This window comes from Mycobacterium sp. (genome assembly GCF_052145595.1).
Classification (GTDB): Bacteria; Actinomycetota; Actinomycetes; order Mycobacteriales; family Mycobacteriaceae; genus Mycobacterium.
Genome location: NZ_JBKQOI010000182.1, coordinates 1 through 14,825 on the forward strand (window position 1 = coordinate 1; position 14,825 = coordinate 14,825).

At 65.4% G+C, this 14,825-nt stretch carries 15 protein-coding genes; 10 read left to right on the top strand and 5 right to left on the bottom strand.

From position 1 onward, the window contains the following. The 3 genes from ACLP4W_RS16865 to ACLP4W_RS16875 form a co-directional block, all read left to right on the top strand. Positions 1–210, top strand: a 210-nt coding sequence (locus ACLP4W_RS16865; RefSeq protein WP_442387816.1) for a DUF2784 domain-containing protein, incomplete at its 5' end; no start/stop codon positions are given. Positions 211–280: 70 nt separating this feature from the next. After that, entirely contained in the window at positions 281–499 is a 219-nt protein-coding gene (locus tag ACLP4W_RS16870) for a DUF2945 domain-containing protein (protein WP_442387818.1), read from the top strand. Positions 500–867: 368 nt separating this feature from the next. After that, entirely contained in the window at positions 868–1,431 is a 564-nt protein-coding gene (locus ACLP4W_RS16875) for a MarR family winged helix-turn-helix transcriptional regulator (protein WP_442387820.1), read from the top strand. Here ACLP4W_RS16875 and ACLP4W_RS16880 read toward each other — a convergent pair. Then, a complete protein-coding gene (locus ACLP4W_RS16880; RefSeq protein WP_442387822.1) occupies positions 1,397–2,656 on the bottom strand; it encodes a glycosyltransferase in 1,260 nt (419 codons plus the stop codon). The two genes, ACLP4W_RS16875 and ACLP4W_RS16880, sit on opposite strands and share 35 nt — an antisense overlap. An 11-nt stretch (positions 2,657–2,667) precedes the next feature. After that, positions 2,668–3,714: a type 2 isopentenyl-diphosphate Delta-isomerase gene (gene fni / locus ACLP4W_RS16885; RefSeq protein ID WP_442387824.1), complete on the bottom strand. Its 1,047-nt coding sequence runs from the start codon at positions 3,712–3,714 to the stop codon at positions 2,668–2,670. Between the two features lie 280 nt (positions 3,715–3,994). Between fni and ACLP4W_RS16890 the strand changes: the two genes are divergently transcribed. Next, positions 3,995–6,232 (top strand): MMPL family transporter, encoded by a 2,238-nt coding sequence (locus tag ACLP4W_RS16890; RefSeq protein ID WP_442387826.1) that lies wholly within the window; start codon positions 3,995–3,997, stop codon positions 6,230–6,232. Positions 6,233–6,242: 10 nt separating this feature from the next. On the opposite strand, the gene ACLP4W_RS16895 is transcribed toward ACLP4W_RS16890, so the two are convergent. Then, positions 6,243–6,737, bottom strand: coding sequence for a MarR family winged helix-turn-helix transcriptional regulator (locus tag ACLP4W_RS16895; RefSeq protein WP_442387828.1), 495 nt, complete (start codon positions 6,735–6,737; stop codon positions 6,243–6,245). A gap of 74 nt (positions 6,738–6,811) precedes the next feature. Here ACLP4W_RS16895 and ACLP4W_RS16900 point away from each other — a divergent pair, with 74 nt between their 5' ends. From ACLP4W_RS16900 to ACLP4W_RS16915, 4 genes are all read left to right on the top strand, one after another. Further along, on the top strand, positions 6,812–8,929 hold the full coding sequence (locus tag ACLP4W_RS16900; RefSeq protein WP_442387830.1) for an MMPL family transporter: 2,118 nt from the start codon (positions 6,812–6,814) through the stop codon (positions 8,927–8,929). Continuing rightward, on the top strand, positions 8,926–9,405 hold the full coding sequence (locus ACLP4W_RS16905; protein WP_442387832.1) for a TspO/MBR family protein: 480 nt from the start codon (positions 8,926–8,928) through the stop codon (positions 9,403–9,405). Before ACLP4W_RS16900 ends, ACLP4W_RS16905 begins: the two co-directional genes overlap by 4 nt. Before the next feature lie 15 nt (positions 9,406–9,420). After that, entirely contained in the window at positions 9,421–10,749 is a 1,329-nt protein-coding gene (locus tag ACLP4W_RS16910; RefSeq protein ID WP_442387834.1) for a cryptochrome/photolyase family protein, read from the top strand. 115 nt (positions 10,750–10,864) lie between these two features. Continuing rightward, positions 10,865–11,413, top strand: a complete 549-nt coding sequence (locus tag ACLP4W_RS16915) for a DUF4333 domain-containing protein (protein ID WP_442387836.1) — start codon at positions 10,865–10,867, stop codon at positions 11,411–11,413. 6 nt (positions 11,414–11,419) lie between these two features. On the opposite strand, the gene ACLP4W_RS16920 is transcribed toward ACLP4W_RS16915, so the two are convergent. Further along, positions 11,420–12,157, bottom strand: a complete 738-nt coding sequence (locus ACLP4W_RS16920) for an acyltransferase (protein WP_442387837.1) — start codon at positions 12,155–12,157, stop codon at positions 11,420–11,422. 96 nt (positions 12,158–12,253) lie between these two features. Here ACLP4W_RS16920 and ACLP4W_RS16925 point away from each other — a divergent pair, with 96 nt between their 5' ends. Both ACLP4W_RS16925 and ACLP4W_RS16930 read left to right on the top strand, forming a co-directional pair. Next, a complete protein-coding gene (locus ACLP4W_RS16925; protein ID WP_442387839.1) occupies positions 12,254–13,576 on the top strand; it encodes an outer membrane protein assembly factor BamB family protein in 1,323 nt (440 codons plus the stop codon). 54 nt (positions 13,577–13,630) lie between these two features. Continuing rightward, on the top strand, positions 13,631–13,987 hold the full coding sequence (locus ACLP4W_RS16930) for a hypothetical protein (RefSeq protein ID WP_442387843.1): 357 nt from the start codon (positions 13,631–13,633) through the stop codon (positions 13,985–13,987). Positions 13,988–13,990: 3 nt separating this feature from the next. Here the strand turns inward: ACLP4W_RS16930 and ACLP4W_RS16935 are convergent, their stop codons facing one another. Beyond that, complete coding sequence (locus tag ACLP4W_RS16935) at positions 13,991–14,674, bottom strand: esterase (RefSeq protein WP_442387841.1); 684 nt, start codon at positions 14,672–14,674, stop codon at positions 13,991–13,993. Positions 14,675–14,825 lie beyond the last annotated feature (151 nt).

Genomic DNA, 14,825 nt, shown 5'->3' on the forward strand with positions numbered 1-14,825 from the left:
TTGCCGTGTCCGCTGACGTCGGTGGAAGACTGGGCGCGCGCGCGAGCTGGAATGAAGCCACTGCCGAGCACCGGCTTCGTCGACCGGTACGTCGCGGGTGTCCTCTATCCGCCGGGCCGAACCGGTATCGCGCAGGTCCTTGCCTTCACCGCGGCCGCCATATCGTGGATTTCCCTGGCGAGAAAACATTTCAACGCCCGACGTGTTTAGCGGGCGGCTCGCGGGTACCCGACTCGAGAACCCGCGTCCGGGGCAGCCTCGATCAGGAGGGCGGAGAGAGTTGGCCGACAAAAAGTTCCGGAATGGCGACAAGGTCGAATGGCGAAGCCACGGCACCACCGTCACGGGAACCGTAGACCGCGAGATCACGTCGGACACCGAGGCGGCCGTGCGCACCGTCCGGGCGTCGAAGGATGAGCCGCAGTACCAGGTCCGCAGCGATAAGACCGGCGCCGACGCCATTCACAAGCCGAGCGCCCTGCGACGTCATCACGACTGAATAAGCCTGAATAACCAATGGCCTCCGAGGCATACACCAACTGGAAGCAGTTCATGCTGATCGTCAACATGACGGCCCGCGAGCTCGAGAAGTAGCTCGCCGACAGAACAATCGCAAAAGGTGGGACACAAGCGAGGAAGCGGGGCATCCACCGGCCACGCCGGCGCGTCGTCGCCATTACCCGACCCGAGCGCTGTGAGACACAGCGCATGGCGGTACTCGTTGATGAACCAAGGGCACGATCCGACTCGGAGTGACAACGTAAATCCGACCGGTCGGGTAGGTTCGGCTCTGACGCGCGGCAGGTCGGGCCAGGTCCCCGATATGCGCGCGGATACGCTGGTGGGTCTGATGAAGGATGCGAGTAAGTGACCAAGCGCCGCGCACACGATCCACCGCCCAGCCGAGCTGAGCTGGAGAGGAAGTTGTCGGCCGACATGCGAGCGATCACAGCGCAATCTGATCGCATAGGCCGCCACTTCGCGCGCACGAACGAGGTCGGCAGCAGCGATTTCCACGCCCTCCTGCACATCATGGTCAGCGAAACCGCGGGAACGCCGTTGACCTTGGCCCAACTGCGACAGCGCATGGACGTCTCGCCCCCGGCGATCACCTATCTCGTAGACCGGATGATCGACGCGGGCCATATCCGCCGCGAACCCGACCCCGAGGACCGGCGAAAGTGGCTGTTGCGCTACGAGGAGAGCGGCATGACGTTGGCGCACGCTTTCTTCAGGCCCCTCGGTATTCACCTGAGCAAGGCCATGGCGGATTTGAGCGATCGGGACCTCCTTGCCGCTCACCGGGTTTTCACGGCGATGATCGCCGCAATGTCCACGTTTGAGGACGATCTCGCCGACCAGCCCCCCAAACCGTCAGGGCACCTCGGGCCAGGCGTCACAGCGCCTCGGCGCCAAGAAACCCCGCGGTAGAACTTCCCAGCAAGCGCTGCTCAATCAGGTCCGCACCCCGCGCCACACCACCCGTCGCGCCGAACCCGGCGGCCACCCGCCGTGCACCATCGGCCATCGTGGTGGCCTCGCGCACGGCGGCCCGAAGCCGCGCCGCGGTCAGCCTCTTCGCCGGCAGACGGGTGCCGCAGCGGGCCACCTGCACGCGGCGCGCGACTTCGGCTTGATCGCGAGCGAAGGGCACCGCGCAGACGGGGACACCTCGGCTGAGGGCCTTCACGGTGGTGCCCATGCCGCCGTGGGTGATGGCACAGATCGCACGGTCAAGAACCGCACGATGGCTCACGAATCGGCACGCCGTGGCGTTGGGTATCGGCGGCAGCCCGCGTGGCACACCCGCCGGAAACGTCGCGACGACGTGGACCGGCTCATCGGCCAACGCTTGCAGGGCGATATGGCCCAGCTTGGCATCGGCCTGCGCAATGGAGGATGTGCTGACCAGCACGATGGGTCGGTCGATGACGGCCAGCCAGTCCGGGACGGTGGCAGAGGTCGGCTCGAATTCACACGCACCAAGGAAATGCACGTCAACCCAATCGGGATGCGGGTATTCGAACGGCTCTCCGCCGACCGCCAACAGCAGCTGGGCGCGGCGCATGAGCCCATCGACCGACTTGACCATCGGCGCACCCAGTCTCGCGCGGAGGGCGTTGACCCGGGGCACTATCCGGCGATCGAAGAGACAGCTGACAAACGGGCGCATCGACGCATCGCGAACCCTCCCGACCGGACCGGGCAGCGGACGCAGACCGGGACCGAATGGCGGCGCCGCGCGAGATCGCAAGTAGGGCGTGAACGGTGAAAAGACCGCCCAAGGAACGTCACTCGCCTCAGCCATCGATAAGGCTCCCCAACAGTTGGCATCGACGATGACCGCATCGGGCCGCACTTGTGCCATGGCGCGCCGCAGATCGTCGACTTCGATCACCGCTCGCCGGCACAGCACGTCCATCGTTGTCGTGAGAACGCCTAAGGCGTTGCGCTCCAGCCAATCCCTACCGACGATGGCCTCGATCCGTGGGTCAACTGCCTCGGTGTTGATGCCGATCCCGCGCATGGTGGAGACTTCGCTGGCCAAGGTGCGCAAGTGAATCCGGTGGCCGCGCTCGCCCAATTCCCGCAGCAGTGCGCCTAGGGGATACAAATGACCCAGCGCGGGCGACCCGTAAGCCAGAATCACTGCCATGCGCCCTCGCCCTACGAAATGGCCGTGACGCCAACGTCGCGCAGGGCGCGCAGGTCGACCGCACCGCACCCGTGCAGACAGATGCGAATCTCGTCGATGAATCGCTGCAGCCAAGCCGTCGCCGCAATTGCAGACTCGATCGCCGCGGGCAACAGCGGCCGCGCAACGGCCACCACGTCGGCACCCAAGGCCAGCGCTTTGGCCGCGTCCATGCCGGTTCGAATCCCGCCGGAGGCGACCAACGGGATGTCCGGCAGCGCCGCCCGGACCTCCCCTATCGCTTGTGCGGTGGGTATGCCCCAGTCGGCGAGGTCGGGGTAGCGCAGTTCGCCATAGCGGACCAATTGCTCGACGCGCGACCACGACGTGCCGCCGGCGCCCGCCACGTCGATAGCCGCCACCGGCGGCTCACCGGACAACCGCAGCAATTCGGCGACCGCCGTGGCGCCGATCCCGTGGCCGACCTCCTTCAGCAGCACCGGGTAGCCCAGCATTTCGGTCAGGTCATGCAGTCGGTCCAGCGATCCCGCGAACTCGGTGTCGCCATTGTGCTGGATGGCCTCCTGAAGCGGATTGGTATGCACCGCAAGCACATTCGCTCCCACCCGGTCGAGCGCTTGGACGATATCGGGTACCGCGTCCTTGGTCAGCTGAGACAGGCCGATGTTGCCGAACAACAGCACGTCGGGCGCCACGTCGCGCACGGTGAAGCTGGCGGCGGCCTGCTCCCCCAGGACGCTGTCGAGCATGACGCGCTGTGAGCCCAGCATCATTCCGATGCCGAGCTGTTGTGCGGCGGCGGCCAGATTCCGATTGATGGTGCCCGACAGCTTCGCCCCACCGGTCATGGCGCCGATCAGAATCGGCGCCCGCAACCGGGCGCCGAGAAAGTCGGCGGCAAGGTCGATGTCGTCCAGGTTGGTCTGGGTCAGGGCGTTATATGGCAGGGCGTAGCGTTCCAAGCCCGTCGTGACGCCCCGATAGCCCACATCGCCGTCGAGGCACACGTCGATGTGGCGGCGCTTGCGGGTGGTCATCTCCCCACGGTCAGCCGTCATAGCACATCGATCCTACGACGGCGATTCAACAGCCAAATGTGGAGCCACCTCGTTCCTTATCGATCCTTCGTTAGGTGGCAGCCGGGTCGGCAACAAGGAATCCAGAACACCTCGCGGCCTCGGTCGGCGCTGTCGACCCTGTCGCGGTCCACCGGAAGCGAGCCTACCGGAAAACGCACATTTAGTTAAGTACTTGAATGTTTAAGATTTTTAACGTAATCTCTGGATCGAACGTCGCGGGCCGTCACAACCGACCGCAGAACACCCCACAGGGCGGCTAATGTTAGCGCGAATGGCCCGACTCTCCGTCGCGGTGCCACGACGGATTATCGGGATCACGGTGCTCTTCATGATTGCCACTGCCGTTTTCGGCATACCCGCTGCGAAGAGTCTGTCCGCCGGCGGATTTCTGGACCCGACATCCGAATCGGCCCGCGCCGCTGCGACGCTCGCTAAAAAGTTCAATCAGGGCGACATGGAATTAGTGCTGCTGGTGAGCTCGGCGAGCGGCGCCGAAGACGGGCCCGCACGAGCCGCCGGCACCGACATCGCCCAACAGCTTTCCCAATCTCCATTCGTGTCGCAGGTGACATCACCCTGGGACGCGCAACCAGCCCCGGGCCTGCTCAGTGCCGACGGAAAGACCGCGATGATTCTCGTCGCACTCAAAGGCGACGAAAACAGCGCACCCAAGCATGCCCGGACACTGGCGGAGCGGTTCGCGCGTGACCGCCACGGGGTCACGGTGCAAGCGGGCGGCTCGGCCACGGTCTATGAACAGATCAACCAGCAGACCGAGAGAGACCTGCTGCGAATGGAAATTATCGCGATACCCCTGAGTTTCATCGCGCTGGTGTGGGTTTTCGGCGGGTTGCTGGCAGCGGCACTGCCCATGGCCGTGGGCGGATTGGCGATCCTGGGTTCACTCGCGGTGTTGCGCGCGATCGCATTGGTCACCAACGTGTCGATCTTTGCTCTCAACGTGACGGTGGCATTGGGGTTCGCCTTGGCCATCGACTACACGTTGCTGATCATCAGTCGGTACCGCGACGAACTGGCCGATGGGACGAGCCGCGACGAGGCTTTGCTGAAAACCGTGACCACCGCGGGCCGCACCGTGCTGTTTTCGTCGATTACAGTGGCCCTGGCGCTGGTCGCGACGGCGCTATTCCCGATGTACTTCCTCAAGTCCTTCGCCTACGCCGGGACAGCAGTGGTGGCGTTCGCCGCCTTAGCGGCGGTGGTAGTGGCGCCGGCCGCGATTGCGTTAATCGGCGACCGGCTCGACGCACTCAACGTTTTGCAACTGGGTCGTCGAGTCTTCCGCCGCCCCGCACCACCACGGCGGACCGTAGAACAGAGCTTCTGGTACCGGACAGCTAAACTGGTTATGCGTCAGGCGATCCCGGTTGGCTTGGCGCTCACGGCTTTCCTGCTTGCGCTAGGCGCACCGTTCCTCGGTGTCAGATGGGGCTATCCCGACGACCGGGTTCTGCCGACATCATCGCCGGCACGGGTCGTCAGCGACCGAATCCGCAGCGAATTCCGCACGGCTTCTGAGACCCGTGTGAAGATCGTCCTTCCCGAAACAGGCGGCCTCACAACCACGGACCTGGACAACTACGCCATGCAGTTGTCCCTTGTTGCCGATGTCGCGGCGGTGTCCTCGCCGACCGGCACCTTCGTTGCCGGTGAGTTCAGGGGGCCACCATCGGCTCCGACCGGAATGGCAGCAGGAAGCGCATACCTGACCGTGGACAGCACCGCCCCCCTCTACACAGAAGCGTCTGAGGTCCAATTGGCCTGCTTACACGCGATCGCGCCGCCCCGACACCAACCGGTACAGATCACCGGGATGGCGCAAACGAATCGTGATTGCGTGAACGGCATTACGTCGCGGTTGCCATTCGTGTTCGGTTTCATTGCGGTAGTCACGCTGGTGCTGCTCTTCCTCCTTACCGGCAGCGTGATACTTCCGCTCAAGGCAGTACTGCTCAATGTGCTGTCGCTGACCGCCGCGTTCGGCGCTCTGGTGTGGATCTTTCAAGACGGGCACCTGGGCGCGGCGGGAACCACATCAACCGGCACGCTGGCAGTGAATGTCCCGGTGCTGATGTTTTGCATCGCATTCGGATTATCGATGGATTATGAAGTCTTTCTGCTCTCCCGGATCCGCGAATACTGGCTCGACTCGCCCCGAACACGTGCGGACAACGACGAAAGCATCGCACGGGGTCTTGCCCGCACGGGCAGGGTGATAACTGCCGCAGCGCTGCTGATGTCGATCTCGTTCGCCGCTCTGATTTCCGCCGGGGTGTCCTTCATGCGCATGTTCGGATTAGGGCTGACCATTGCCGTCTTAGTAGATGCCACAATCGTGCGGATGCTGCTGGTGCCAGCCTTCATGCGCGTGCTCGGCGGCCTGAACTGGTGGACGCCGGAATCGCTGGCAAGATGGCACCATCGAACCTTTAGTCGCGAATCGGACCGGTCGCCAAGACACGTGGCGACACCGTAACGCCAGCGCACTAGGGCCTGGGTGAGCCCAATTCGCCCTGGAAGTGGCGCATTGCGGCAATAAGCGCGGCGAAGACCCGGTGCGCCGCGGCCAAGTCCGCGTCAGGTAGGTCATCGAGCGCCGCGCGCGTGTGCATCCCCAGTGGGTTGAAGAACGAGCGGGCAGTGGCCAGACCGGGATCCGAGTAGCGCAAGATGACCTTGCGCCGGTCGGCCGGGTCGGAGTCGCGCAGGATGTGGCCGGAGTTGATCATGCGCTCGACGAGGTAGGTGATCGCCGCAGCGGACAGGCCCATCTTGTGTCGTAGCTCCCCCGACGTCAGGGGCGTACCCGCACTCTCGGCCACCAGGATGTGTAGCAAAGCACGAAAATCGCTGGGGCGCACCTGATGCACCGTGGCGAAGACGCGGCCTACCTCGTCGGATTCGGCGGTGAGGGCGCGCGCGTCGGCCGCGATCAGCGCTTCTAGCCCCACACGTTCGGTGGCGCCCCGATCCGGGTTCATCAGAATCTCAGCATACCGCGCTTCCCGCAGATTGTTAATTTGATTAATGTTTAAGTGACTGAAATAATTGCGTTGTGATTTGGGACGGTCTGGCTGCCGCCGTAACGAGCCGACGTTCGTGGCTGCTCGGATTGGGCACGGTCGTACTGGGCATTGGCTTCATGGTGCTCATCGGCGGGAACACAGCGGCAGGCCAGGCGCCGCTTTCGGTCCCCGTCGGCTCGGATTCCGCCAAGGTCGACGCCCTGGCCGCTCAATTCCCCGGGGGCGACCGCGTTCCCTTGATTGTGGTGGTCAGCCGCGCTGATGGCGCGGTGCTGGACTCCGCGGATGTCACCGCCGCCCAAGCGGCGGGCGACCGGATGCAGACAGTCACCCATCACTTCGGGCCCGCCGACACGGCACCGGCGATGGTCTCGGCCGACGGCAAAGCGGCCATCGGGGTGGTTCCCGTCAGCGCCGACCTGTCGGGCCTGGCCCTCAACGACGCGGTCGCCGCTCTGCGCAGCGCCGCCAACAACGGCTTGCCCGCGGGCCTGCAGGCCCATGTCACCGGAGGGCCGGCTTTCGGCGCCGACATCGCGAACGCGTTTACCGACGCCAACGTCACCTTGCTGGCGGTGACGGCGTCGGTGGTGGCGCTGTTGCTGATCGCCACCTACCGCTCGCCGGTGCTGTGGCTGATGCCGCTGCTGGTAATCGGATTCGCCGATCGGGTCGCCACGGCGGTGGGCACCGCCGTCGCGTCGCTTACCGGGCTGAGCTTCGACGGAGCCACCTCCGGGATCACCAGCGTGCTGGTGTTCGGCGCGGGCACCAATTACGCGCTGCTGCTGATTTCCCGCTATCGGCAAGAACTTTGGCACCATCAGCAACATCGCAAGGCCCTGCGCCGGGCAGTGCGGATGGCCGGGCCGGCCATCGTCGCCAGCAACGCCACCGTCGTGCTGGCGTTGCTCACCCTGCTGTTCGCCTCGACGCCGAGCACCCGCAGTCTGGGCGCCCTGGCGGCGTGCGGCCTCCTCGTCGCCGCGGTGTCGGTTCTGGTTGTGCTGCCGCCGCTACTGGCGTTGTGCGGGCGCCGATTGTTTTGGCCCTTCATTCCACGGCCCGACGCATGTCGGGACGGCGACGCTCTCAACTCCGGGCCCTGGCACCGGGTTGCCGAATGGGTGGGCCGGCGTCCCGCAGTGGTCGCGGCGGTCGCGATCGCGGTTCTGGCCGCCCTTGCCACGGGCCTGCTGGGAACTCGAATCGGCTTGTCGCAGACCGAGCAGTTCCGGGTCCAGGCGGATTCGGTGTCGGGCTATGACATCGCGGCCGCGCATTTTCCGGCCGGCCTGGCCAATCCCACGCTGGTGGTCGCCCCGACCGCCCAGGCGTCGCAAGTCCAGCAGGCGATCGGCTCTACCCCCGGCGTCGTCTCAGTATCCGAGTCCGGCCAGTCGATATCGAGGTTGACGAAGTGGTCTGTCGTGATCGACGCCCCACCGTCATCCGATCGCGCGTTCAAAACTGTTGCGGCGCTGCGAACGTCAACCAAAGCCGTCGCCCCCGGTGCGCTGGTTGGCGGCGCCGACGCACAGGCGCTTGACGTCCGCGACGCCGCCACGCATGATCGGCTGGTGCTGATCCCGGCGATCCTGGCTGTGATCCTCGCCGTCCTGTATGCGCTGCTGCGATCGGCGCTCGCGCCGCCGACCCTGCTCGCCGCAACGATTCTCGGCGCGGTGGCCGCACTGGGCATCGGTGGCTGGGCGAGCATGCACGTCTTCGGGTTTCCGGCGCTGGACAACAGCACCCCGTTGTTCGCCTTCCTGTTCTTGGCCGCCCTCGGGGTGGACTACACCATCTTCTTGGTCACCCGCGCCCGCGAGGAGGCCGCGCACCACGGCGCTCGTGACGGCATGGTCCGCGCGGTCTCGGCCACCGGCGGCGTAATCACCAGCGCGGGAATCGTGTTGGCGGCGGTCTTCGGCGTACTGGGGGTATTGCCCCTGATCGTGCTGACCCAACTGGGCATCATCGTCGGCCTGGGAATCCTGCTCGACACCTTCATCGTCCGCACCCTGGTCATCCCCGCGCTGTTCGCAGTCATCGGTGACCGCATCTGGTGGCCCACCGACCCCACCCACGCCAAAGCTGTTGACGAAAAAACTGATTCGGCCCAACGAGAACGGAGCATGCCGTGAACAGGTCAATACTCGCAGCGACAACCGCCGCGGTCGCCGCAGCCGCCACCACCGGAAGCATCGCCAGCGCAAGAAGTGTCCCGGCGTGGTACTCGCGGCTCCGCAAGCCCCCGTACCAGCCGCCCAGCATCGCCTTTCCCGTGGTGTGGACCACGCTCTACGGCGACATCGCAGCCACGTCCGCCGTTGCCATCGATCGGTTTCACGCGGCGGGACAACACGACAAAGCGCGCCGCTACGCCGCGGCGCTGAGCGTCAACCTGCTGCTCAACGCGGGATGGAGTTGGCTCTTCTTCCGGTACCACAAGCTCGGAGCGTCCGCGCTGGGTGCCGCGGTCCTGACGGCCAGCAGCGCCGATCTTGCCCGCCGGGCCGCGCAGGCCGACGGGCGAGCCGGTCTGGCGCTGTCGCCCTACCCTGTGTGGTGCGCCTTCGCCACCGCGCTGGCCACCCATGTCTGGCGGCTCAACCGCTGAGGGGAGCATCGAATCATGCCGGCAATATTATGGTTTCGTCGCGACTTGCGGCTGGGCGACCATCCGGCACTGACCGCTGCGGCCGACAACCAAGAAGTGCTCGCCTGCTTTGTGCTCGATCCGCGGCTAGAGGCATCGTCGGGCCGGCGCCGGCTGCAATTCCTGGGTGACGCACTGCGGCAACTGCGAGACGCGCTGGACGGCCGGTTACTCGTGACCCGCGGGCAGCCCGAGAAGCAGATTCCGGGCATTGCCAAGGAAATCGGCGCTTCATCGGTGCACATCTCGCAGGACTTCGCGCCGTTCGGAAAGCGCCGCGACGAACGGGTGCGCGCGGCACTGGATTCCGTGCCACTGGTGGCGACGGGGTCGCCGTACCTGGTCTCACCCGGACGCGTCGCCAAGAAGGACGGCTCCCCCTACCGAGTCTTCACACCGTTTCTGCGCCAGTGGCGCGACGTCGGCTGGCGGGCACCCGCGAAATCGAACGCCAAGTCCGCGCGCTGGCTCGATCCGGCGCAGCTGCGGACCAAACAGTGCGAGATCCCGGATCCCGGCCCCGCACTCGACGTCGCCGTTGGTGAGGCGGCGGCGCGAAAGCAATGGAAGTCGTTCGTGGACAATGGATTAAAACGCTACGCCGAGAACCGTAACCGGCCCGACCTGACGGGCACCAGCCGGATGTCGGCGCACCTGAAGTTCGGCACCATCCATCCCCGCACCATGGTCGCCGACCTCGACTTACGCAGCACCGGGGCACAGGCGTATCTGCGCGAGTTGGCATTTCGGGACTTTTACGCCAACGTGCTGCATCATTGGCCCGCCAATTCCTGGCGCAACTGGAACTCAGATTTCGACGCCATCCAAACCGATACGGGCGCCGAAGCCAAACGTCGCTTCGAAGTCTGGAAAGCCGGCCAGACCGGGTTCCCTTTCGTCGACGCCGGAATGCGTCAGCTGCGCGAGACCGGCTTCATGCACAACCGGGTGCGGATGATCGTTGCATCCTTTCTGGTCAAGGACCTTCACCTGCCGTGGCAGTGGGGCGCCGAATGGTTCCTGGATCAACTCGTCGACGGCGACATGGCCAACAATCAGCACGGATGGCAATGGTGCGCGGGATGCGGCACCGACGCCGCACCGTACTTCCGGGTGTTCAACCCCGCCACGCAGGGCGAGAAGTTCGATCCCTCGGGTGATTACATCCGCCACTGGGTTCCCGAGTTGCGCGCGGTCGACGACGTGCACCTGCGCAACGGCCAACGGCCGCAAGGGTACCCGGCGCCGATCGTCGACCACGGTGCCGAGCGCGCAGAAGCGCTGCGCCGCTACCAGAACATCTGAGCAACTCGGTAGCACAACATCTCTTTCGGCAAATGTTCGGCGATTTCTTCACCCGAAGCTGATTGACATGCAATTATCAGCCGATTCACAGTTGTCAACTCGCCCGGGAGGCGCTATGGCTCACTCGATCGTCCGAACGTTACTGGTTTCAGGCGCTGCTGCGGGGCTGATGGCGAGCGTCGGCGCCTGTTCGTGTTCGATCGGAGCGGGCTCATCGCACGCGGTGAGCAAGAGTGACATCGCCAGCCAGATCACCTCCAAACTGACCGACGCCGCCGGGAACAAGCCCGATTCGGTGACATGCCCGGGTGAACTACCGGCAAAGGTCGGGTCGCAGCTGAACTGCGAGATGAAGGTCAAGAATCAAACCTTCAACGTCAACGTAACCGTGACCAGCGTGAACGGTAACGACGTCAAGTTCGACATGGTGGAGACCGTCGACAAGAACCAGGTCGCCAGCGTAATCAGCGACAAGCTGACTCAGCAGGTGGGCAGCAAGCCCGATTCGGTGACCTGCCCGGATAACTTGAAGGGCGTCGAGGGCGCGACGCTACGGTGTCAACTCACCGACGCGGGACAGAAGTACGGCATATCGGTGACCGTCACCAACGTCGACGCCGGCGACGTCAACTTCGACTTCAAGGTCGACGACCACCCCGAGTGATGGCCGCTAGCGGGCCGCCTTTTTGCGTTCGATATCGGCCAAGGCGGCGGCCAGCTCAGCGCGCTGCGCGGCCGAGCTCTCCCAGGACAGCTGCCGGTTCTTGACCACCTTGGCCGGTGCGCCGACCGCGATCGAGTAGTCGGGGATCACGCCGCGAACCACGGCGTGCGACCCCAGCACGCAGCCGCGTCCGATGGACGTGCCCCGCAGTACCGTCGCCTTCACACCCACCCAGGTGTCCGGCCCGATCCGCACCGGGGCCTTGAGGATGCCCTGATCCTTGATCGGGAGGTTGATGTCGTCCATGCGGTGGTCGAAATCGCAGACATAGCACCAGTCGGCCAGCAGCACCGAATCCCCGAGCTCGATGTCGAGATAGGTGTTGATGACGTTGTCGCGGCCGAGCACCACCTTGTCGCCGAACCGCAGCGAGCCCTCGTGCGCGCGGATCGTGTTCTTGTCCCCGATGTGCACCCAGCGGCCGATCTCCATCTGCGCCAGTTCGGGTGTCGCGTGGATCTCCACACCCTTACCCAGAAACACCATGCCGCGGGTGATGATGTGCGGGTTGGCCAGCTTGAACTTCAGCAGCCGCCAGTAGCGCACCAAGTACCACGGCGTATAGGCACGGTTCGCCAGCACCCATTTCAGCGAGGCCAACGTGAGGAACTTGGCCTGGCGTGGGTCCCGCAGCATCGAGCCTCGCCAGCGGCGATGTAGCGGAGCATTCCACATGCTCGTCATGGGCAAAAAGCCTATCCGAGCCGCCACGGGTTACCCTCACGTGTACTCGATCGCTGCCGGTGCCGAACGCGCTGCGGAAGGATTTGGGAAACCCAGGTGCTTGCCCGACATCTCCCGCGTGGGCTTCGGCGTTGGTCGGCTGCGGCGCTGGCGGCCGCGCTCACGGTTGGGCTCGGCGGTTGCGGCAACACCGACTCGTGGGTCGAGGCGTCGCCCGCGCAAGGCTGGCCCGCGCAATACGGCGACGCCGCCAACAGCAGCTACATCACGACCAGCGGCGCTACCAAGCTGTCGTTGCAGTGGACGCGGTCGGTCAAGGGCAGTTTGGCGGCCGGTCCGGTGCTGAGCGCCCGCGGTTATCTGGCCCTGAACGCGCAGACGCCGGGCGGATGTTCGCTGATGGAGTGGGAGAACAACGACAACGGCCGGCAGCGCTGGTGTGTTCGGCTGGCCCAGGGCGGCGGGTTCGCCGGCCCGTTGTTCGACGGCTTCGACAACCTCTACGTCGGTCAACCCGGGGCTTTCATCTCCTTTCCGGTGACACAGTGGACGCGGTGGCGGCAGCCGGTGATCGGGATGCCTGCCACGCCCCGGTTTCTGGGGCGCGGCCAGCTCCTGGTCACCACTCACTTGGGACAGGTGCTGGTTTTCGACGCCCACCGCGGCGAGGTGGTCGGCAGCCCGCTGGATCTGGTGGAGGGCATCGACCCCACCGACGCGACGCGCGGGTTAGGCGATTGCGCCCCTGCCCGGCAGGCCTGCCCGGTCGCGGCCGCGCCGGCCTTCTCGACCGCCACCGGGACGGTGGTGCTCGGCGTCTGGCAGCCGGGCGCGCCGACCGCTTCGCTGGTTGGGCTGAAGTATCACCCGGGGCAAACCCCGCTGCTCGCCCGCGAGTGGACCAGCGACGCCGTGGGCGCCGGTGTCATTGCCAGCCCCGTGTTGTCCGCCGACGGATCGACCGTCTACGTCAACGGCCGTGATCAACGACTGTGGGCACTGCACGCCGCCGACGGGAAGCCGAAATGGTCGGTGCCGCTGGGATTCCTGGCACAGACGCCGCCCGCGGTCACCCCGCAAGGACTGATCGTGTCGGGCGGCGGCCCCGACACGCGGCTGGCCGCCTACAAGGATGCCGGTGACCACGCCGATCAGGTCTGGCGCCGCGAAGACGTCACCCCACTGTCGTCGTCGAGCCTGGCCGGAACCGGCGTCGGCTACACCGTGGCCGGCGGCCCACCCGCAGACGGCGCACCCGGCATGTCGGTGCTGCTTTTCGATCCGGCCAACGGTCATTCGCTGAACAGCTATCCGCTTCCGGCAGCCACCGGGTATCCCGTCGGGGTGGCGGTCGGCAACGATCGCCGGGTGGTGGCCGCCACCAGCGACGGTCAGGTCTTTGGTTTTGCGCCAGCCTGAAGCCCGGCCTGACCGGCCGACCATACTTGTTTCGTGCCTGACAATTACCCTGCGATGCACGATGTGCGGGCCGCCCACACACGTGGCGGGTCGGCGAACATCGCAGCGACCCTTGTCCTGCTGATAGTCCATGGATTTTTGTTCACGGCGACCATTGGGCTGCTGGGCCTGCTCGTCATGGGCACCGACCCGTGCGGTGCCGTGAAATGCGGCGATCCCGCCTGGATCGACCGTGCCATGGCGTTGGGGATCTGGGCCGGCGCCGCCGTCTTGATTACCGACTTCGTGGTCGCCGTATATCTGCTAATGCGGCGCAAAACGGCTTTTTACGTCCCGATCATCGGTTGTGTGGCGCAGGTTGGTGTGACGATCGGGGCTGCAGCGATGGAGTCGCTTGCCGGCCCCGTCTAGGCGCTAGACCGCCAGCGGCGGGATGGCGTTGCGCGGCACCTGGGCCTGGAGCGGGCCGGCGAACGCCGGCAGCATGTCACCCGGGGCGAAGTAAAAGATCAGCTGGTCATCGGTGATGGCGAAGTTCTGATAGTGCGACGGGTCAAGCCCGGTCGAGGGCAATATCGCTGCCCCCAAAGCGGTTTGACGCTGTAGGTCGCGCTGGACGATTGGGAAAATGCTGTCCAGCGGCGTGGCGCCGGGCGCGAACAGATTGTCGAAGGTGATCGGCTGACTGGTTCCGAGGTTGTAGTTGAACGCCTTGTACCAGGTGGATGGATGAGCGCCGCCCAGATCCTGGAAGAGCTTGAGCACAACGCTGCGGGTGTTGTGCGGCGGCTGGCCGGCGGTGTGTTGCTCAGTGGTGGCTTCCATTTGGTAGGGCTGGTCGCGTCCCCCGGAACTCTGTGCGACGTTGACGAACCCGTCGCGGTTTTGCGTGACGTAGTCGGTCAGCGCCTGTTCGTCGGGATAGTCGGCCGGAAACGTCATGTCGAGCATGTAGGTGGGTCCGGTGGCGTGCACATGGCACATCTGCCCGTCCTCGATGGTGCCGCCCAAGCCGGAACAAGAGGGCGGCGCGGCGGCCGCCGGCCAGCCCAGCAGGGCCGCAGCGGCCAACGCCGCGGCCGCCATCAGATAACGCATCGTCGCATCGTCCTCACAGACTAAACCGAAGTTACGGCAGCTGAAATAGGTGAATCCCGGGGTGACCTGGGGATTGGCTGGTTTCGTGGGGTGGTTGTTCTGGCTACGCGGCGGCGGTGAGCGGTATCGGGGTGTCGAGCAGGTCGAAGGC